21 protein-coding genes and 1 tRNA gene are annotated in these 18,201 nt (G+C 58.5%); 20 read left to right on the top strand and 2 right to left on the bottom strand.

Annotated features, from left to right (window positions below):
- Nucleotides 1–7: 7 nt before the first annotated feature.
- Nucleotides 8–92, bottom strand: a tRNA-Leu gene (locus ALP40_RS14395).
- 117 nt (nt 93–209) lie between these two features.
- Between ALP40_RS14395 and queA the strand changes: the two genes are divergently transcribed.
- The 6 genes from queA (at nt 210) to ALP40_RS14425 (ending at nt 6,297) form a co-directional block, all read left to right on the top strand.
- Nucleotides 210–1,274, top strand: a complete 1,065-nt coding sequence (queA, locus tag ALP40_RS14400) for a tRNA preQ1(34) S-adenosylmethionine ribosyltransferase-isomerase QueA (protein ID WP_122208914.1) — start codon at nt 210–212, stop codon at nt 1,272–1,274.
- A gap of 14 nt (nt 1,275–1,288) precedes the next feature.
- Nucleotides 1,289–2,404, top strand: a complete 1,116-nt coding sequence (gene tgt / locus ALP40_RS14405; protein ID WP_122208915.1) for a tRNA guanosine(34) transglycosylase Tgt — start codon at nt 1,289–1,291, stop codon at nt 2,402–2,404.
- Between the two features lie 55 nt (nt 2,405–2,459).
- Complete coding sequence (yajC, locus tag ALP40_RS14410) at nt 2,460–2,795, top strand: preprotein translocase subunit YajC (RefSeq protein WP_002552468.1); 336 nt, start codon at nt 2,460–2,462, stop codon at nt 2,793–2,795.
- Nucleotides 2,796–2,857: 62 nt separating this feature from the next.
- A complete protein-coding gene (gene secD, locus ALP40_RS14415; protein WP_122208916.1) occupies nt 2,858–4,726 on the top strand; it encodes a protein translocase subunit SecD in 1,869 nt (622 codons plus the stop codon).
- A 9-nt stretch (nt 4,727–4,735) separates the two neighbouring features.
- Complete coding sequence (gene secF / locus ALP40_RS14420) at nt 4,736–5,647, top strand: protein translocase subunit SecF (RefSeq protein WP_122208917.1); 912 nt, start codon at nt 4,736–4,738, stop codon at nt 5,645–5,647.
- A 110-nt stretch (nt 5,648–5,757) separates the two neighbouring features.
- Nucleotides 5,758–6,297 (top strand): glycine zipper 2TM domain-containing protein, encoded by a 540-nt coding sequence (locus ALP40_RS14425; RefSeq protein WP_122208918.1) that lies wholly within the window; start codon nt 5,758–5,760, stop codon nt 6,295–6,297.
- A gap of 64 nt (nt 6,298–6,361) precedes the next feature.
- Here the strand turns inward: ALP40_RS14425 and suhB are convergent, their stop codons facing one another.
- Nucleotides 6,362–7,177 carry an inositol-phosphate phosphatase gene (gene suhB, locus ALP40_RS14430; protein ID WP_004878727.1) on the bottom strand — a complete coding sequence of 272 codons (816 nt, stop codon included), beginning with the start codon at nt 7,175–7,177 and terminating at the stop codon, nt 6,362–6,364.
- Nucleotides 7,178–7,392: 215 nt separating this feature from the next.
- On the opposite strand from suhB, the gene trmJ reads away from it, so the two are divergent.
- The 14 genes from trmJ (at nt 7,393) to ALP40_RS14505 (ending at nt 18,198) form a co-directional block, all read left to right on the top strand.
- Nucleotides 7,393–8,160: a tRNA (cytosine(32)/uridine(32)-2'-O)-methyltransferase TrmJ gene (gene trmJ, locus ALP40_RS14435; protein WP_122208919.1), complete on the top strand. Its 768-nt coding sequence runs from the start codon at nt 7,393–7,395 to the stop codon at nt 8,158–8,160.
- Nucleotides 8,160–8,948, top strand: a complete 789-nt coding sequence (cysE, locus tag ALP40_RS14440) for a serine O-acetyltransferase (RefSeq protein ID WP_122208920.1) — start codon at nt 8,160–8,162, stop codon at nt 8,946–8,948. The genes trmJ and cysE overlap by 1 nt, the downstream gene beginning before the upstream one ends.
- 158 nt (nt 8,949–9,106) lie before the next feature.
- Nucleotides 9,107–9,598 carry a Fe-S cluster assembly transcriptional regulator IscR gene (gene iscR, locus ALP40_RS14450; RefSeq protein ID WP_004878734.1) on the top strand — a complete coding sequence of 164 codons (492 nt, stop codon included), beginning with the start codon at nt 9,107–9,109 and terminating at the stop codon, nt 9,596–9,598.
- Between the two features lie 44 nt (nt 9,599–9,642).
- On the top strand, nt 9,643–10,857 hold the full coding sequence (locus ALP40_RS14455; RefSeq protein ID WP_122208921.1) for an IscS subfamily cysteine desulfurase: 1,215 nt from the start codon (nt 9,643–9,645) through the stop codon (nt 10,855–10,857).
- A gap of 86 nt (nt 10,858–10,943) precedes the next feature.
- Nucleotides 10,944–11,330 carry a Fe-S cluster assembly scaffold IscU gene (iscU, locus tag ALP40_RS14460; protein WP_002552476.1) on the top strand — a complete coding sequence of 129 codons (387 nt, stop codon included), beginning with the start codon at nt 10,944–10,946 and terminating at the stop codon, nt 11,328–11,330.
- Between the two features lie 42 nt (nt 11,331–11,372).
- Nucleotides 11,373–11,696 carry an iron-sulfur cluster assembly protein IscA gene (iscA, locus tag ALP40_RS14465; RefSeq protein ID WP_003365093.1) on the top strand — a complete coding sequence of 108 codons (324 nt, stop codon included), beginning with the start codon at nt 11,373–11,375 and terminating at the stop codon, nt 11,694–11,696.
- A gap of 11 nt (nt 11,697–11,707) precedes the next feature.
- Nucleotides 11,708–12,229: a co-chaperone HscB gene (gene hscB, locus ALP40_RS14470; protein ID WP_122208922.1), complete on the top strand. Its 522-nt coding sequence runs from the start codon at nt 11,708–11,710 to the stop codon at nt 12,227–12,229.
- Nucleotides 12,230–12,275: 46 nt separating this feature from the next.
- Nucleotides 12,276–14,138 carry a Fe-S protein assembly chaperone HscA gene (gene hscA, locus ALP40_RS14475; RefSeq protein WP_122208923.1) on the top strand — a complete coding sequence of 621 codons (1,863 nt, stop codon included), beginning with the start codon at nt 12,276–12,278 and terminating at the stop codon, nt 14,136–14,138.
- Nucleotides 14,139–14,141: 3 nt separating this feature from the next.
- Nucleotides 14,142–14,483 carry an ISC system 2Fe-2S type ferredoxin gene (fdx, locus tag ALP40_RS14480; RefSeq protein WP_122208924.1) on the top strand — a complete coding sequence of 114 codons (342 nt, stop codon included), beginning with the start codon at nt 14,142–14,144 and terminating at the stop codon, nt 14,481–14,483.
- A gap of 14 nt (nt 14,484–14,497) precedes the next feature.
- Nucleotides 14,498–14,698, top strand: coding sequence for a Fe-S cluster assembly protein IscX (gene iscX / locus ALP40_RS14485; protein ID WP_122208925.1), 201 nt, complete (start codon nt 14,498–14,500; stop codon nt 14,696–14,698).
- 96 nt (nt 14,699–14,794) lie between these two features.
- The gene (gene ndk / locus ALP40_RS14490) at nt 14,795–15,220 is read left to right on the top strand and encodes a nucleoside-diphosphate kinase (protein WP_007916882.1); all 426 of its coding nucleotides are present in this window, start codon (nt 14,795–14,797) and stop codon (nt 15,218–15,220) included.
- A gap of 31 nt (nt 15,221–15,251) precedes the next feature.
- The gene (gene rlmN, locus ALP40_RS14495) at nt 15,252–16,400 is read left to right on the top strand and encodes a 23S rRNA (adenine(2503)-C(2))-methyltransferase RlmN (protein ID WP_122208926.1); all 1,149 of its coding nucleotides are present in this window, start codon (nt 15,252–15,254) and stop codon (nt 16,398–16,400) included.
- Nucleotides 16,401–16,438: 38 nt separating this feature from the next.
- A complete protein-coding gene (pilW, locus tag ALP40_RS14500) occupies nt 16,439–17,197 on the top strand; it encodes a type IV pilus biogenesis/stability protein PilW (RefSeq protein WP_122208927.1) in 759 nt (252 codons plus the stop codon).
- Nucleotides 17,197–18,198 (top strand): RodZ family helix-turn-helix domain-containing protein, encoded by a 1,002-nt coding sequence (locus ALP40_RS14505; protein ID WP_122208928.1) that lies wholly within the window; start codon nt 17,197–17,199, stop codon nt 18,196–18,198. The genes pilW and ALP40_RS14505 overlap by 1 nt, the downstream gene beginning before the upstream one ends.
- The last annotated feature ends 3 nt before the right edge of the window (nt 18,199–18,201 follow it).

Genomic DNA, 18,201 nt, shown 5'->3' on the forward strand with positions numbered 1-18,201 from the left:
AATTTGGTGGTGCCCCGAGGGAGAATCGAACTCCCACTTCTTTCGAAAACGGATTTTGAATCCGCCGCGTCTACCAATTCCGCCATCAGGGCTCAATGGCGGCGAAGTATAGGGATGAGTTCTCCGTTGGTCAACAGGGATTTGCGTTGGTTTTTTACTAATTCCGTCAAACCGGATAAACTTCCCGGCCCTGCTAAACGAACCCCATCATGCGCGTCGCTGACTTTACCTTCGATCTCCCGGATTCCCTGATTGCTCGTCACCCGCTGGCCGAGCGTCGCAGTAGTCGTCTGTTGACCCTGGACGGGGTGAGCGGCGAGCTGGCACATCGTCAATTCACCGATTTGCTCGAGCATCTGCGCCCGGGCGACTTGATGGTGTTCAACAATACCCGCGTCATTCCTGCGCGTCTTTTCGGGCAGAAGTCTTCTGGCGGCAAGCTGGAAATTCTGGTCGAACGCGTGCTGGACAGCCATCGTGTACTGGCCCACGTGCGCTCCAGCAAATCGCCCAAGCCGGGGTCATCGATCCTGATCGACGGCGGTGGCGAGGCCGAAATGGTGGCGCGCCATGACGCGTTGTTCGAGCTGCGTTTCGCCGAGGAGGTGTTACCGCTGCTCGACCGTGTCGGGCACATGCCATTGCCTCCTTATATAGACCGCCCGGACGAAGGCGCGGACCGCGAGCGTTATCAGACCGTTTACGCCCAGCGTGCCGGTGCCGTGGCCGCGCCGACGGCAGGTCTGCATTTCGATCAGCCACTGATGGAGGCGATTGCCGCCAAGGGCGTCGAGACGACGTTCGTCACGCTGCATGTCGGGGCGGGGACGTTCCAGCCGGTGCGTGTCGAGCAGATCGAAGATCACCACATGCACAGCGAATGGCTGGAAGTCGGCCAGGACGTGGTCGATGCCGTGGCGGCGTGCCGTGCGCGGGGCGGGCGGGTGATTGCTGTCGGGACCACCAGCGTGCGTTCACTGGAGAGCGCGGCGCGTGATGGTGTGCTGAAGCCGTTCAGCGGCGACACCGATATCTTCATCTACCCAGGCCGCCCGTTTCATGTGGTCGATGCCTTGGTGACCAATTTTCATTTGCCCGAATCCACGCTGTTGATGCTGGTTTCGGCGTTCGCCGGTTACCCCGAGACGATGGCCGCCTACGCCGCCGCCATTGAGCAGGGTTACCGCTTCTTCAGTTACGGTGATGCGATGTTCATCACCCGCAATCCCGCGCCGACGGCCCCACAGGAATCGGTACCAGAGGATCACGCATGAGTCGCACCTGTCGTATGTCTTTCGAGTTGTTGGCCACCGACGGCAAGGCCCGTCGCGGTCGCCTGACCTTTCCCCGTGGCGTGGTCGAAACCCCGGCGTTCATGCCGGTGGGCACCTATGGCACGGTCAAGGGCATGTTGCCACGCGACATCGAAGCCACCGGCGCGCAGATCATTCTGGGCAACACCTTTCACCTGTGGCTGCGTCCCGGTACTGAGGTCATCAAGGGCCACGGAGACCTGCACGATTTCATGCAGTGGCAGGGGCCGATTCTGACCGACTCCGGCGGTTTTCAGGTGTTCAGCCTGGGCGCGATGCGCAAGATCAAGGAGGAGGGCGTCACCTTCGCGTCGCCAGTCGATGGCGCCAAGGTGTTCATGGGCCCTGAAGAGTCCATGCAGGTCCAGCGTGATCTAGGTTCGGACATCGTGATGATCTTCGACGAATGCACGCCTTACCCGGCCGATGAAGACGTGGCGCGCATTTCGATGGAGCTGTCCCTGCGCTGGGCCAAGCGTTCCAAGATCGCTCACGGCGAGAATACCGCCGCGCTGTTCGGTATCGTTCAGGGCGGCATGCACGAGAGCTTGCGCATGCGCTCGCTGGAAGGTCTGGACCAGATCGGTTTCGATGGTCTGGCCATCGGTGGCCTCTCGGTGGGCGAGCCCAAGCACGAGATGATCAAGGTGCTGGATTACCTGCCGGGCCAGATGCCAGCAGACAAACCCCGTTACCTGATGGGGGTAGGCAAGCCGGAAGATCTGGTCGAAGGTGTTCGGCGCGGTGTCGACATGTTCGACTGCGTGATGCCGACCCGCAATGCCCGAAACGGCCATTTGTTCATCGATACCGGCGTGTTGAAAATCCGTAACGCGTTTCACCGGCATGACAATTCGCCGCTGGACCCGACCTGCGATTGCTACACCTGCAAGAACTTCTCGCGCGCTTATCTGCATCACCTGGACAAGTGCAACGAAATGCTGGGGAGCATGCTCAATACGATCCACAATTTGCGGCACTACCAGGTGCTTATGGCTGGTTTGCGCGAGGCTATTCAACAGGGTACATTGGCCGCCTTCGTCGATGCCTTCTATGCCAAACGCGGACTCCCAACGCCGCCTCTGGGTTGAAACAGAACGAGTTTTTCCTGCTTTTTTATACTAATTATGTAACTTGGAGCGACACATGAGCTTTTTCATCTCTCCCGCTTTCGCGGATGCTGCTGCACCGGCTGCCGGTCCTGCGGGCAGCGGTTTCGAGTGGATCTTCCTGGTTGGCTTCCTGGTCATCTTCTATCTGATGATCTGGCGTCCACAGGCCAAGCGCGCCAAAGAGCAGAAAAACCTGCTGGGCAACCTGCAGAAGGGCGATGAAGTGGTCACCAGCGGTGGTATCGCGGGCAAGATCAACAAAGTGACCGACGATTTTGTCGTGATCGAAGTCTCCGACACCGTCGAGCTGAAAATCCAGAAAGGCGCAATCGCAGCCACTCTGCCTAAAGGCACCCTGAAAGCGATCTGAGTACCAACTTTTACCCATCGACGGGGCGCGCAAGGCGCCCCGCGTTTTAAGCGGGCGGCGTGATGCTGAACAAATACCCTCTGTGGAAATACGTACTGATCCTGGCGGTGCTGGTGGTCGGTTTTATTTATTCCGCACCCAATCTCTACCCTGACGATTCGGCCATTCAGATCAGTGGCGCAAGTACTGCGTTGCAGGTCACTCAGGCAGATGTGGATCGTGCAGCCAAGGCGCTGACCGATGCCGGGATCTCGGTCAAGGCTTCTTCTCTGGCTGAGAATGGCAAAGGCGGTTTGTTGCGTCTGAGCAAGCAGGAAGACCAGTTGCCGGCCAAGGATGTCGTGCGCAAGGCGCTGGGTGATGACTATGTCGTTGCGCTGAACCTGGCTCGCACCACGCCGAACTGGCTGCGTAACGTTGGCGCAACTCCGATGAAACTCGGCCTCGACCTGTCCGGTGGTGTTCACTTCCTGCTGGAAGTCGACATGGACAAGGCGATCGATGCCCGTCTGAAGGTTTACGAAGGCGAAGTCAAAACGCTGCTGCGCAAGGAAAAGGTGCGTTATCGCAGCCTGCCGCAGTTGGGTAATGTGATTCAGCTGGGCTTTACCGACGACGCAGAGCGCGAGCAGGCCCGTGCGCTGGTGCGCAAGACCTTTACCGATTTCGAAATCACGCCTGCCGAGCTGAACGGGATTCCCGTGCTGCGCATGGCGCTGACGCCGGCCAAGTTGGCCGAGATTCGCGAATACTCCATCAAGCAGAACCTGACCACGGTGCGTAACCGGGTCAACGAACTGGGTGTGGCCGAGCCGCTGGTCCAGCGTCAGGGTGCCAACCGCATCGTGGTTGAACTGCCGGGCGTGCAGGACACAGCCGAAGCCAAGCGTATCCTGGGCAAGACCGCCAACCTCGAATTCCGTCTGGGCGCAGGTCCGGAAGATTCGAAGGGCACCACCGAGATGTTCGAATTCCGTGAAGGCGGACGTCCGGCAGCGGCGGTGGAGCGTGGTCTGATCATCACCGGTGATCAGGTGACCGACGCCAAGGCGAGCTTCGACGAGCATGGTCGTCCACAGGTGAACATCAACCTTGATGGTCACGGTGGCGAGCTGATGAGCCGTGCAACCCGCAGCAATGTGGGTCGCAGCATGGCGGTGATCTTCATCGAACAGCGTCCGACCACGACCTACACCAAGCAGATGGTCAACGGCGTCGAGAAAGACGTGCCGGTCCAGACCTTCAAGGAAGACAAGAAGATCATCAGCCTGGCGACCATCCAGTCGCCACTGGGCAGCCAGTTCCGTATCACGGGCCTGAACGGTCAGGGCGAGTCGTCCGAGCTGGCGCTGCTGTTGCGTGCCGGTGGTCTGGCGGCGCCGATGTATTTTGCTGAAGAGCGCACCATCGGTCCGAGCCTGGGTGCTGACAACATCACCAAGGGTGTCCACGCTTCCCTGTGGGGCATGCTGTTCGTGTCGCTGTTCATCATGGCCATCTATCGCTTCTTCGGTCTGATCGCGACCGTGGCGCTGGCCTTCAACATGGTTATGCTGCTGGCGCTGATGTCGCTGCTGGGCGCAACGCTGACCCTGCCGGGTATCGCCGGTATCGTATTGACGATGGGTATGGCGGTGGACGCCAACGTGCTGATCTTCTCGCGGATACGTGAAGAGATCGCCAACGGGATGACGGTTCAGCGTGCAATCAGTGAAGGTTTCGATCGTGCCTACACGGCGATCCTCGACGCCAACCTGACGACGCTGCTGGTCGGCGGCATTCTCTTTGCGATGGGCACCGGTCCCGTCAAAGGGTTTGCGGTGACCATGTCGCTCGGGATCTTTACCTCGATGTTCACAGCCATCATGGTGACCCGCGCAATGGTCAACCTGATCTATGGCGGGCGTGACTTCAAGAAGTTGTGGATTTAAGGGGCTGCCATGAAACGTACCATCAACTTCATGGGCGTTCGCAACGTTGCGTTCGCCATTACCATGCTCCTTACTGCACTGGCGTTGTTCAGCTGGTTCCATAAAGGGCTTAACTTTGGTCTGGACTTCACCGGCGGTACGCTCATTGAGCTGACCTACGAGCGTCCGGCCGATCTGGGCAAGGTCCGTCAGGAACTGGTCGAGGCCGGGTATCACGATGCCGTGGTACAGAGCTTCGGTGCGACCACAGACCTGCTGGTGCGCATGCCGGGTGAAGACCCGCAACTGGGCACTCAAGTGGCAGAAGCGCTGCGCAAGTCGGGTGCTGACAATCCTGCGGTGGTCAAGCGCGTCGAATTCGTCGGTCCTCAGGTCGGCGAAGAGCTGCGCGACCAGGGCGGTATCGGCATGCTGCTGGCCCTCGGTGGCGTACTGATCTATCTGGCGTTCCGCTTTCAGTGGAAGTTTGCGGTCGGTGCCATCGTCTCGTTGATCCACGACGTGGTGGTGACGCTGGGTATCCTGTCGTTCTTCCAGATCACCTTCGACCTGACGGTGTTAGCGGCGGTGTTGGCGATCATCGGCTACTCGCTGAACGACACCATCGTGGTGTTCGACCGGGTGCGTGAAAACTTCCGTCTGCTGCGCAAAGCGTCGTTGATCGAGAACATCAACATCTCCACGACGCAGACACTGCTGCGCACTATGGCAACGTCGATCTCCACGCTGCTGGCGATCGTGGCGTTGTGGGTGTTCGGTGGCGACAGTCTGGAAGGCTTCTCCATCGCGTTGTTCATCGGTGTGCTGGCGGGTACTTACTCGTCGATCTACATCGCCAACGTGGTGCTGATCTGGCTGAACCTGACCACTGAGGATCTGATTCCTCCGGTCGTGGTTGAGAAGGCAGATGACTTGCCTTAATAGCCGGCCGTCATAAAAAAGGCGCGAGTGATGAACTCGCGCCTTTTTTTATGCTCCAAGGCTAGGCATTGCGCAGTCATGCTGCGTTTCGATTGGGTCAGGAGGTTCACGTGAACAAGTCTATGCTTGTTGGTGTTGTATTAGGTGCTGCTGTTGTAACTGCTGGCGGTGCCGTTGCCACCTATAGCCTGGTCAAGGGTGGTCCTGAGTATGCGGATGTATTGGCTGTCGAGCCGATCAACCAGCAGATCAAAACCCCCCGCGAAGTTTGCAAGGACGTAACCGTTACTCGTCAGGCGCCGGTCAAGGACCAGCATCAGATCGTGGGTAGCGTCATCGGTGCTGTAGCTGGCGGTTTGCTGGGTAATCAGATCGGTGGTGGTAACGGCAAGAAGATCGCAACCGTTGCAGGTGCAGTCGGTGGTGGTTATGCCGGTAACAAGGTTCAGGAAGGCATGCAGGAGCGTGATACTTACACCACCACGCAGAATCGTTGCACGACAGTCAACGACGTGAGCGACAAGGTTGTGGGTTACAACGTGAAGTACAAGCTGAATGAGAAAGTGGGTCAGGTCCGTATGGATCGCGATCCAGGCAATCAGATTCCTGTCGACAAGAATGGTCAGCTGGTTCTGGGCCAGGCCCAGTAAGTCAACTGAGTTTCTGCAAGGCATAAAAAAAACCGGCTTTCGCCGGTTTTTTTACGTCTGTCGCTTAGCGCTTGAGCGAAGGCGGCAAGTGCGGTGCGATTGCAGTCAGTACGGCCTTGAAGCATTTGGTGTTGCCAGCAACGATGTGGCCTTTCTCCAGGAAGTCGTGACCGCCTGTGAAGTCGCTGACCAGACCGCCTGCTTCTTGAATCAGCAGAGCGCCTGCAGCGATGTCCCACTCGGACAGGCCCGACTCCCAGAATGCGTCAAAACGGCCGGCTGCGACATAGGCCAAGTCCAGGCTGGCAGCGCCTGCGCGGCGGATACCTGCGGTCTGGCCAACCAGGCTGCGGAACATGCCCAGGTAGTTTTCGAGATTGTCCATCTGGTTGTCGCGGAAAGGGAAGCCGGTGCCCAGCAGAGCGCCTTCCAGGCTCTTGCGCTGGCTGACCCGCAGACGGCGACCGTTCAGGGCTGCGCCACGGCCACGGCTGGCGGTGAATTCTTCCTGGCGGACGGGGTCGAGAACGACAGCGTGTTCAAGGCGACCACGGTATTTGCAGGCGATGCTGACCGCGAAGTGCGGAATGCCGCGAACGAAGTTGGTGGTGCCGTCCAGTGGATCGATGATCCACAGGTAGTCGGTGCCTTCGCCGCTGCCTTCGTGCATGCCGCTTTCTTCACCCAGAATGCCGTGGGTCGGGTAGGCTTTGCGCAGAGCGGTGATGATGCTCTGTTCGGCAGCACGGTCGATCTCTGAAACGTAGTCTTTGGCTTCTTTTTCGTCGACCTTGATGGTATCCAAGCGCTCGATGGAGCGGAAAATCAATTCGCTGGCGCTGCGGGCGGCGCGCAGCGCGATATTCAGCATGGGCTGCATGGACAATTCACCTAAGGTTGTTAAAGAGAGCCGGCCATTCTATGGGGTGCGTCGAATTATTTCCAGCCTTGCGTTGTAACGGTTGTCGGGTTTCAGGGCGTTTCCCATCGTGCCTGTCATAGGCCAAAGGTCGCCTGGCTTCAACAGGTTCATAGCGTTAATCGGGTCGTTTCTGTAAGATTTGCCCCCCTAATTCGCGTCAGTGAGCGTTCGCTTTGTTGCAGAACATTCGTGTTGTCCTGGTCGGCACTACCCATCCCGGAAATATCGGCGGGGCGGCTCGCGCCATGAAAAACATGGGGCTTTCGCGCCTGGTGCTGGTCGATCCGCGGATCTTTCCGTCGCCCGATGCCGATGCCCGTGCATCCGGGGCCACCGATATTCTTGAGGGCGCGCAGGTCGTTGCCACCCTTGAAGAAGCGCTGGTGGGTTGCCGTCTGGTACTCGGCACCAGTGCCCGTGATCGCAGTCTGCCGTGGCCGATGCTTGACCCTCGCGCTTCGGGCGTGAAGGTTGTCGAGCAGGCAGGGCAGGGGGCTGAAGTCGCCTTGGTATTCGGTCGCGAGCACGCGGGGTTGACCAATGAAGAACTGCAGCGTTGCCATTTTCATGTGCATATCCCGTCGGATCCCGGTTTCAGCTCGTTGAATCTCGCTGCTGCCGTGCAGGTCCTCAGCTACGAAGTGCGCATGTCATGGCTGGCGGCTTCCCGGCAGCCCGCTCATGATGAGCCCGCCAAAATGGCGCACAACGCCGAACTGGCGACGATGGACGAAATGGAAGGTTTCTACGCTCATTTGGAAGCGACGCTGGTCGCCATTGGTTTTCTTGATCCTGAAAAGCCCCGACATCTGATGGCGCGCCTGCGCAGGCTTTACGGGCGCAGCGAGGTTGAGCATTCCGAACTCAGTATTCTGCGCGGCGTTCTGACCGAAACGCAGAAAGCTGCACGCGGTGAGCCCTACAAGCGGAAGGATCAGTAATGTTCGAGCGTTTGCGAGAAGATATTCAAAGCGTATTTCATCGTGATCCGGCTGCGCGCAATGCGTTCGACGTGCTGACGTGTTACCCGGGCATGCACGCCATCTGGCTGCACCGCTTCGCACACATCCTGTGGGGTAGGGGTTGGAAATGGCCGGCTCGTGTGGTTTCCAATTTTGGACGCTGGATGACCGGGATCGAAATTCATCCAGGGGCGCGCATCGGTCGTCGCTTCTTTATTGATCACGGCATGGGTATCGTCATCGGTGAGACTGCCGAGATCGGAAATGACGTGACGCTCTATCAGGGCGTGACCCTGGGCGGCACCAGCTGGAACGCGGGCAAGCGCCATCCGACGCTCGAAGACGGCGTAGTGGTGGGTGCGGGCGCCAAGGTGCTCGGCCCGTTCACCGTCGGTGCTGGCGCCAAGATCGGTTCCAACGCGGTCGTGACCAAGGCGGTGCCTGCCGGGGCTACGGCGGTGGGTATTCCGGGTCGCATCATCGTCAAGTCGGACGCTGAGACCGAAGCCAAGCGCAAGGCGATGGCCGAGAAGCTGGGTTTCGACGCGTACGGCGTCAGTGCCGACATGCCGGACCCGGTTGCGCGGGCCATCGGCCAACTGCTCGATCATCTGCAGGCTGTGGATGGGCGTCTTGAAGGTATGTGCGGAGCCCTCAGTCGGCTGGGCAGCGACTACCGCGCCAAGGATCTGCCTGAGCTGCGCGATGAGGTCTTCGATTGCGTCAAGGATAAGCGCGAAGAGGTTGCCGAGCAGAAGGTCGACTAGGCAGGGCAAGGGGTTGCGGCGTGTCATTACGCAGCACGTTTGCTATGATGCAGCCCGCGCTTTTTGCTAATCCCGACTGTTTTACTCGGTCTAATAGTTGACTCATTTACTCGGGAATAGCATACTTACGCTCATTCCGATCCTCTGCGGTACACGCCATGCGACTGACTACAAAAGGCCGATACGCTGTAACAGCCATGCTTGACTTGGCCTTGCACGCGCAGAACGGGCCAGTGTCTCTGGCCGATATCTCCGAGCGACAGGGCATCTCCCTGTCTTATCTCGAGCAGTTGTTCGCCAAGCTGCGTCGCGGCAACCTGGTTTCCAGTGTTCGTGGCCCCGGCGGCGGTTATCAGCTTTCTCGCGATATGAAAGGTATCCAGGTGGCTCAGGTAGTCGACGCGGTCAACGAGTCGGTCGACGCTACACGCTGTCAGGGGCTGGGTGATTGCCACGCTGGCGACACCTGTCTCACTCATCATTTGTGGTGCGACCTGAGCCAGCAGATTCACGAATTTCTAAGCGGTATCAGCTTGGCGGATCTTGTCACTCGCCGTGAGGTACAAGAAGTCGCTCAGCGCCAGGATATGCGCCGTAGCCATTGCAATACGTCGCAACTGGGTAAGATTGAAACGTCCGCCGTTGAATGAACGCAGATGAATGAGCGGTGCGCCTGCCTGATAGGAGAGCTTCAATGAAATTGCCGATTTACCTCGATTACTCCGCGACGACCCCGGTCGATCCGCGTGTAGCGCAGAAAATGATCGATTGCCTGACGGTCGAAGGAAACTTCGGCAACCCGGCTTCGCGCTCCCACGTCTTTGGCTGGAAGGCTGAAGAAGCGGTCGAGAACGCCCGCCGTCAGGTCGCTGATCTGGTCAACGCCGACCCACGTGAAATTGTCTGGACGTCCGGTGCCACCGAGTCCAACAACCTCGCGATCAAAGGCGTTGCTCACTTCTACGCCAGCAAGGGCAAGCACATCATCACCTCCAAGGTCGAGCATAAAGCCGTCCTGGACACCACGCGCCAGTTGGAGCGTGAAGGTTTTGACGTGACGTACATCGAACCGGGCGAAGACGGTCTGATCACCCCGGCCATGATCGAAGCTGCACTGCGTGACGACACCATCGTGGTTTCGATCATGCACGTGAACAACGAGATTGGCACCATTAACGACATCGCGGCGATCGGTGAGCTGACCCGTTCGCGTGGCGTGCTGTTCCATGTTGACGGTGCTCAATCGACCGGTAAGGTTGAAATCGACCTGGCCAGCCTCAAGGTTGACCTCATGTCGTTCTCTGCCCACAAAACCTACGGTCCAAAAGGCATCGGCGCGCTGTACGTGAGCCGCAAGCCGCGTGTTCGTCTTGAAGCCGCCATGCACGGCGGTGGTCACGAGCGCGGTATGCGTTCCGGCACGCTGGCGACCCACCAGATCGTCGGCATGGGTGAAGCGTTCCGCATCGCCAAAGAAGAAATGGCCGCTGAAAACGTGCGCATCAAAGCGCTCAGCGATCGTTTCTACAAGCAGGTCGAGAATCTGGAAGAGCTTTACGTCAACGGCAGCCTGACTGCCCGCGTACCGCACAACCTGAACCTGAGCTTCAACTACGTTGAAGGCGAGTCGCTGATCATGGCGCTCAAGGACCTGGCGGTATCTTCCGGTTCTGCCTGTACGTCGGCGTCGCTCGAGCCTTCCTACGTATTGCGCGCCCTGGGCCGCAACGACGAGTTGGCGCACAGCTCGATCCGCTTTACCTTCGGCCGCTTCACCACCGAAGAAGAAATCGATTATGCCGCGCAGAAAGTCTGCGAGGCCGTTACCAAGCTGCGTACGCTTTCGCCGCTGTGGGACATGTTCAAAGACGGCGTCGATATCTCCAAGATCGAGTGGGCGGCGCACTAATTTAAAGTCGCCTCCAACACAGGTCGTTGTCAGCACTTGCTGGCGCGGCCTGAAGAGCGGCTCCCTGATGTGAGAGGAACAGAATCATGGCTTACAGCGAAAAGGTCATCGACCACTACGAGAATCCCCGCAACGTCGGCAAGATGAACGCGGAAGATCCTGATGTTGGCACCGGCATGGTCGGCGCTCCGGCGTGCGGCGACGTGATGCGTCTGCAAATCAAGGTCAACGAGCAAGGCGTCATCGAAGATGCCAAGTTCAAGACCTACGGCTGCGGTTCGGCAATCGCTTCCAGCTCCCTGGCGACCGAGTGGATGAAAGGCAAGACTCTGGACGAAGCAGAGACCATCAAGAACACTCAGTTGGCTGAAGAACTGGCACTGCCGCCGGTAAAGATTCACTGCTCGGTACTCGCCGAAGACGCTATCAAGGCGGCCGTTCGCGACTACAAGCAGAAGAAAGGCCTGCTGTAAGCAGTCCTTTTTCAGAAAGCTTGCGACAAGTAAGGAGTTCCGATGGCTATCAGCATGACAGAAGCTGCCGCTAACCACGTGCGACGTTCCCTTGAGGGGCGCGGCAAGGGTGATGGCGTCCGTCTGGGTGTTCGCACCACAGGCTGTTCAGGTCTTGCCTATGTGCTCGAGTTCGTCGATGAGGCGGCCAGCGAAGACACCGTGTTCGAAATGCACGGCGTGAAGGTGATTATCGACCCGAAAAGCCTGGTCTACCTTGATGGCACCGAGCTCGACTTTGTTCGGGAAGGGTTGAACGAAGGCTTCAAGTTCAACAACCCCAATTCGCGCGGTGAGTGCGGCTGCGGCGAAAGCTTCAACGTCTGAGGCTTTCTATCGTGGGTACTCCTTGTCACTTCGCTCTGTTCGAGCTCAAGCCCGATTTTCAGCTTGATCTCGACCAGTTGGCGACGCGTTATCGCGAATTGGCGCGTGGCGTCCATCCAGACCGTTTTGCCGATGCTTCCGAGCGCGAGCAACGCACGGCGCTGGAGCGCTCTGCGAGCCTCAACGAAGCCTATCAGACCCTCAAGAGCCCCCCAAAAAGGGCGCGTTATCTGTTGGCCATGAATGGCAACGAGGTGCCTCTTGAGGTCACCGTGCATGATCCTGATTTTCTTCTGCAGCAGATGCAATGGCGCGAAGAGCTTGAGGACCTGCAGGATGAAGCTGATCTTGCCGGGGTTGCGACGTTCAAACGTCGGCTCAAGGTGGCTCAGGATGAACTGAACCAGAGCTTCGCTGCCTGTTGGAATGACGCTGCACAACGCGAGCAGGCCGAAAGGTTGATGCGGCGCATGCAGTTTCTCGACAAGCTTTCTCACGAAGTGCGCCAGTTAGAAGAGCGCCTCGACGATTAACCCCGTGCTGCCCCGGCCGCACGCCCAGTGATTATTCTGAAAACGCATGGCCTTACTGCAGATCGCCGAACCCGGCCTCAGTCCTCAACCGCATCAGCGCCGTCTGGCTGTCGGGATCGACTTGGGCACTACCAATTCTCTGGTCGCTGCAGTGCGCAGTGGCCTGTCCGAGCCACTGGCCGACTCAGAAGGTCAGGTCATCCTGCCTTCCGCCGTCCGTTACCACGCTGACCGTGTCGAAGTGGGGCAGTCGGCGAAAGCTGCGGCCTCTCAAGATCCGTTCAACACCGTGCTGTCGGTCAAACGCCTCATGGGGCGCGGGCTGACCGACGTGAAGCAATTGGGTGAGCAACTGCCTTACCGCTTCGTGGGTGGCGAGTCGCACATGCCCTTCATCGAGACCGTCCAGGGGCCGAAAAGCCCGGTGGAAGTGTCTGCCGACATCCTTAAAGTGCTGCGTCAGCGTGCCGAAGCGACACTGGGTGGCGAACTGGTGGGTGCTGTCATCACCGTTCCCGCTTACTTCGATGATGCTCAGCGTCAGGCCACCAAAGATGCTGCCAGACTGGCTGGCCTTAATGTGTTGCGCCTGCTCAATGAACCCACCGCCGCTGCGGTCGCTTATGGCCTGGATCAGAATGCCGAAGGTGTGGTCGCCATTTATGATTTGGGTGGCGGCACGTTCGATATCTCCATTCTGCGCCTGACGGGCGGTGTGTTCGAAGTGTTGGCCACCGGCGGTGACACCGCGTTGGGTGGCGATGATTTCGATCACGCGATTGCCAGCTGGATCGTCGCCGAAGCGGGCCTGTCTGCCGATCTGGCGCCTTCTGCCCAGCGCAGCCTGTTGCAGGCAGCGTGCGCGGCCAAGGAGGCACTGACTGATGCTGCCTCTGTCGACGTGACCTACGGGGAATGGCAGGGTGCGCTGACGCGCGAAGCGTTTGACGCCATGATCGAGCCTATGGTTGCTCGCAGCCTCAAAGCCTGCCGCCGTGCGGTGCGTGACACCGGTATCGAGCTGGAAGAGGTCGAGGCGGTGGTCATGGTTGGCGGATCGACTCGCGTGCCGCGTGTGCGTGAAGCGGTTGCCGAGTTATTCGGTCGTCAGCCGTTGACCGAGATTGACCCGGATCAAGTGGTAGCCATTGGGGCCGCGATCCAGGCCGATACGCTGGCCGGTAACAAGCGCGACGGCGAAGAACTCCTGCTGCTCGATGTGATTCCGCTCTCGTTGGGGCTGGAGACGATGGGTGGGCTGATGGAGAAAGTCATTCCGCGCAACACGACCATTCCGGTGGCGCGCGGTCAGGACTTCACGACGTACAAAGATGGTCAGACGGCCATGATGATTCATGTGCTGCAGGGCGAGCGTGAGCTGATCAGCGATTGCCGCTCGCTGGCGCGCTTCGAATTGCGCGGCATACCGCCGATGGTGGCAGGCTCGGCAAAGATTCGTGTCACCTTTCAGGTAGACGCCGATGGTCTGCTGAGCGTTTCTGCGCGTGAGCTGGGATCGGGCATCGAGGCGAGCATTCAGGTCAAGCCCTCGTATGGTCTGACCGACGGCGAAATCACTCGCATGCTCAAGGACTCCTTCGAATACGCCGGTGATGACAAGGTGGCCCGCGTGCTGCGCGAGCATCAGGTGGACGCCGAGCGCCTGCTTGAAGCCGTTCAGGGCGCGCTGGATGCCGATGGCGAGCGTCTTCTCGATGAAGAAGAACGCATGGTCATCAACCTGCAAATGGACGAATTACGTGAATTGATGCACGGCACCGATGGTCATGCCATCGAGCAGCAGACCAAGCGTCTGTCGCAGGTAACCGATGCATTTGCTGCCCGCCGACTCGATTCGACGGTAAAAGCCGCATTGGCTGGGCGCAACCTGAATGAGATTGAGGAATAACTGATGCCGCAGGTGATTTTTCTGCCCCACGCCGAGCACTGCCCGGACGGGCTGGTTGTAGAGGCGCAAACCGGTACGTCTATCCTTGAGCTTGCTCATGAGCATCACATCGAGATCGAAAGTGCCTGTGGCGGCGTCTGTGCGTGCACGACGTGCCACTGCATCATTCGCGAGGGTTTCAATTCGCTGAATGAGGCCGACGAGCTGGAAGAAGACATGCTCGACAAAGCCTGGGGCCTGGAAGCGCATTCGCGTCTATCCTGTCAGGCAATTGTCGGCACGGAAGACCTGACCGTCGAAATACCGAAATACTCGCTCAACCACGCCGCCGAAGCGCCGCACTGATTCAAGGAACGCTCATGAGTCTCAAATGGGTCGATGTGCAGGAAATCGCTATCCAGCTGGCTGAAAAGTACCCGGATACCGATCCTTTTTCTCTGAACTTCGTAAAGTTGCGTGATCTGGTCATGGCGCTCCCTGAATTCGATGATGAGCGCGATCGTGGCGGGGAGAAGGTCCTCGAAGCGATCCAGACCACATGGAAGGACGAGGCGGATTGACGTTCGGTTACTTACGCAGTTAGGCAATACACCAGAACCCGCGTATAATTCGCGGGTTTAATTTTTCGCTTCAATCACTGTTTCTGGAGTTTCACCATGGCTGTTCAACGTACTTTCTCCATCATCAAGCCTGACGCCGTTGCAAAGAACGTAATCGGCGAGATCACCACTCGTTTCGAAAAAGCCGGTCTGCGCGTTGTTGCTTCCAAGCTGAAGCAGCTGTCCAAGGCCGAAGCTGAAGGTTTCTACGCTGAGCACAGCGCTCGTGGTTTCTTCGGCGACCTGGTTGCTTTCATGATCTCCGGTCCGGTTGTCGTTCAGGTTCTGGAAGGCGAAAACGCCATCGCTCTGAACCGTGAGCTGATGGGCGCTACCAACCCTAAAGAAGCTGCTGCCGGCACCATCCGTGCTGACTTCGCTGACTCCATCGACGCCAACGCTGTTCACGGTTCCGATTCCGAAGCAGCCGCTGCTCGTGAAATCTCGTACTTCTTCGCAGCTACCGAGGTAACCACTCGCTAAGTCTTGCGACTAACGAGTGAGGGGTGAATTCATGATTGCATCGACTGGTAAAACCAACCTGCTGGGTCTGACTCAGCTGGAAATGGAGAAATTCTTCGACTCTATCGGGGAGAAGCGCTTCCGTGCCGGTCAGGTCATGAAGTGGATTCACCACTTTGGCGTCGATGATTTCGACGCCATGACGAACGTCAGCAAGGCATTGCGCGAAAAGCTTAAGGCCTGTGCTGAAGTTCGCGGTCCTGAAGTCGTCAGCGAGGACATTTCGAGCGATGGCACCCGTAAATGGGTGGTGCGCGTCGAGTCCGGCAGCTGCGTCGAGACCGTCTACATTCCGCAGGGCAAGCGCGGCACGTTGTGTGTCTCGTCCCAGGCGGGTTGCGCGCTGGATTGCAGTTTCTGCTCTACCGGCAAGCAAGGCTTCAATAGCAACCTCACCGCCGCCGAAGTCATCGGCCAGGTGTGGATTGCCAACAAATCCTTTGGCAGTGTCCCGGCAACCGTCGACCGTGCCATCACCAACGTGGTGATGATGGGCATGGGTGAGCCACTGCTGAACTTCGACAATGTCATCGCCGCCATGCATCTGATGATGGATGATCTGGGGTATGGCATTTCCAAGCGCCGTGTGACCCTGTCCACCTCGGGCGTAGTACCGATGATCGACGAGCTGTCCAAGCACATCGACGTATCGCTGGCCCTGTCGCTGCACGCGCCTAACGATGCGCTGCGCAACCAGTTGGTGCCGATCAACAAGAAATACCCGTTGAACATGCTGCTCGAGTCCTGCCGTCGCTATATGTCCAGCCTGGGTGAAAAACGGGTGCTCACTATTGAGTACACCATGCTCAAGGACATTAACGACAAGGTCGAGCACGCCGTTGAAATGATCGAGTTGCTCAAGGACACTCCTTGCAAGATCAACCTGATCCCGTTCAACCCGTTCCCGCACTCCGGTTACGAGCGTCCCAGCAACAATGCGATACGCCGTTTCCAGGACCTGTTGCATCAGGCCGGCTATAACGTCACTGTGCGCACCACGCGTGGTGAAGACATTGATGCTGCTTGCGGCCAGTTGGTCGGGCAGGTGATGGATCGCACGCGTCGTAGCGAACGTTATATCGCAGTGCGTGAGTTGAGCGTCGAGGCAGATGCAGCTCAAGGCGCGGCACCCCGAACCTGACTGCGAAACTCATCGCGAAACTGACCAAGAGGGACTTCATGTCTGTGCGCGCCCCGTTATTGCTTTTCGTTGTCATGTTGCTCACGGGCTGCGTCTCAACCGGCAATGTCAATCCGCTCACGACTTCCCAAGGTCGTGACGAAGCGCGCAAGGCGTATGTTCAGCTGGGCATCGGCTACCTGCAGCAAGGGCAGACCGAGCGCGCCAAGGTTCCGTTGAAAAAGGCGCTTGAGCTGGACGGTTCGGATGCCGAGGCCAACGCTGCACTGGCGCTGGTCTTTCAGACCGAGATGGAGCCGGAGCTCGCTGACCAGTACTTTCGCAAGGCCTTGTCGGCAAGCCGCAACGAAACACGTATCGTCAACAACTACGGCAGCTTCCTGTTCGAGCAAAAACGCTACAAGGAAGCTTACGAGCGTTTCGAGCAGGCGGCTGCCGACAACCTCTACCCTGAGCGTTCGCGGGTTTTCGAAAGCCTGGGCATGACATCGCTCAAGCTGGGCGACCGTGAACAGGCTCGTGAACAATTCACCAAAGCGCTGCGTCTGGACCGTCAACAGCCACGTGCGTTGCTGGAAATGGCTGAGTTGTCTTACGAAGACGGGCATTATGTGCCGGCGCGTGACTATTACGACCGTTTTAGCCAACTGAGTGAGCAAAATGCACGTAGTCTATTGCTCGGTACGCGGTTGGCTAAAGTGTACGAAGACCGCAACAAAGCGGCCAGTTTTGGTCTGCAATTAAAAAGACTCTATCCCGGTACGCCGGAATATCAGCAATACCTGTCGGAGCAATGATGAAAGCGGCGCATCCCGAAGTTGTAGCAACCAACCGCGTGAATCCTGGAGAAACCCTGCGCCAGGTTCGCGAGAGCAAAAACTGGTCGCTGCCAGATGTGGCTTTGAGGCTGAACCTTACCGTGGCTTCACTGAGTCATCTGGAAAACGGGAACTTCGAAAAGCTGCCTGGGCATACCTTTGCCCGAGGCTATGTGCGTGCCTACGCGAAATTGCTGGAGCTGGATCAGGCCGCACTGGTCGCGCAGTTCGATCAGTTCACGGGCACGGACGGCAAAGGCAGTTCGGTTCACGCGCTGGGGCGTATCGAAGAACCTGTTCGTCTCTCGCATAATATCTTGCGCATCGTCAGCCTGTTATTGCTGATTGTGTTGGTAGGTGGCGGCTTTTTCTGGTGGCAGGATCAGGCGTCGATGCGTGGCAAGGATCAGTCCGGGCTCAACCTTGAGCACGTCGAAGTCGAAAGCGCCGACGGCACGACCCAGATCCACCCGCTGGACGAGCCGGAAGACCAGGCCGTCGTCGAAAACCAGGCCACCGGCGAGACGGCCTTGCCGTTGACACCTTCGCTACCTTCCACCGAATCCCAAAGCGCTGCGCCTGTCGCTCAGGCTCCTGCTGCAACGGCCCCTGCGCAGACCCCGTCATCTGTTGCGTCCACGCCTGCTGCACCGACCGCCCAGGCACCCGCTGTTGCGCCGTCTGTTCCGTCCATGCCAACCACGCCACCGGTCGAGCAGGCTGCTCCCGTTGTTGCGGGTGCCGGGCAGGTCAACGTTCAGTTCACGGCCGATTGCTGGACACAGGTTACCGATGGCAACGGCAAGGTGCTGGTCAGCGGCCTCAAGCGCAAGGGCGAAAGTCTGGACGTCAACGGTAAGCCGCCGCTGACGCTGCGCCTTGGGTTCGCCCGTGGTGCGCAAGTCAGCTATAACGGTCAGCCTGTAGACGTGGCACCTTTTACCAGCGGCGAAACTGCTCGCCTGAAACTAGGGCAATAAGTC

The sequence above is a fragment of the Pseudomonas viridiflava genome (assembly GCF_003702045.1).
GTDB lineage: Bacteria > Pseudomonadota > Gammaproteobacteria > Pseudomonadales > Pseudomonadaceae > Aquipseudomonas > Aquipseudomonas viridiflava_C.

What these genes read in the sequence shown, in the direction of transcription:
- queA (WP_122208914.1), top strand. Translation starts at nt 210, where the DNA reads ATGCGCGTCGCTGACTTTACCTTCGATCTCCCGGATTCCCTGATTGCT.
- tgt (WP_122208915.1), top strand. Translation starts at nt 1,289, where the DNA reads ATGTCTTTCGAGTTGTTGGCCACCGACGGCAAGGCCCGTCGCGGTCGC.
- yajC (WP_002552468.1), top strand. Translation starts at nt 2,460, where the DNA reads ATGAGCTTTTTCATCTCTCCCGCTTTCGCGGATGCTGCTGCACCGGCT.
- secD (WP_122208916.1), top strand. Translation starts at nt 2,858, where the DNA reads ATGCTGAACAAATACCCTCTGTGGAAATACGTACTGATCCTGGCGGTG.
- secF (WP_122208917.1), top strand. Translation starts at nt 4,736, where the DNA reads ATGAAACGTACCATCAACTTCATGGGCGTTCGCAACGTTGCGTTCGCC.
- suhB (WP_004878727.1), bottom strand. Translation starts at nt 7,177, where the DNA reads ATGCAGCCCATGCTGAATATCGCGCTGCGCGCCGCCCGCAGCGCCAGC.
- cysE (WP_122208920.1), top strand. Translation starts at nt 8,160, where the DNA reads ATGTTCGAGCGTTTGCGAGAAGATATTCAAAGCGTATTTCATCGTGAT.
- iscR (WP_004878734.1), top strand. Translation starts at nt 9,107, where the DNA reads ATGCGACTGACTACAAAAGGCCGATACGCTGTAACAGCCATGCTTGAC.
- ALP40_RS14455 (WP_122208921.1), top strand. Translation starts at nt 9,643, where the DNA reads ATGAAATTGCCGATTTACCTCGATTACTCCGCGACGACCCCGGTCGAT.
- iscU (WP_002552476.1), top strand. Translation starts at nt 10,944, where the DNA reads ATGGCTTACAGCGAAAAGGTCATCGACCACTACGAGAATCCCCGCAAC.
- iscA (WP_003365093.1), top strand. Translation starts at nt 11,373, where the DNA reads ATGGCTATCAGCATGACAGAAGCTGCCGCTAACCACGTGCGACGTTCC.
- hscA (WP_122208923.1), top strand. Translation starts at nt 12,276, where the DNA reads ATGGCCTTACTGCAGATCGCCGAACCCGGCCTCAGTCCTCAACCGCAT.
- fdx (WP_122208924.1), top strand. Translation starts at nt 14,142, where the DNA reads ATGCCGCAGGTGATTTTTCTGCCCCACGCCGAGCACTGCCCGGACGGG.
- iscX (WP_122208925.1), top strand. Translation starts at nt 14,498, where the DNA reads ATGAGTCTCAAATGGGTCGATGTGCAGGAAATCGCTATCCAGCTGGCT.
- ndk (WP_007916882.1), top strand. Translation starts at nt 14,795, where the DNA reads ATGGCTGTTCAACGTACTTTCTCCATCATCAAGCCTGACGCCGTTGCA.
- rlmN (WP_122208926.1), top strand. Translation starts at nt 15,252, where the DNA reads ATGATTGCATCGACTGGTAAAACCAACCTGCTGGGTCTGACTCAGCTG.
- pilW (WP_122208927.1), top strand. Translation starts at nt 16,439, where the DNA reads ATGTCTGTGCGCGCCCCGTTATTGCTTTTCGTTGTCATGTTGCTCACG.
- ALP40_RS14505 (WP_122208928.1), top strand. Translation starts at nt 17,197, where the DNA reads ATGAAAGCGGCGCATCCCGAAGTTGTAGCAACCAACCGCGTGAATCCT.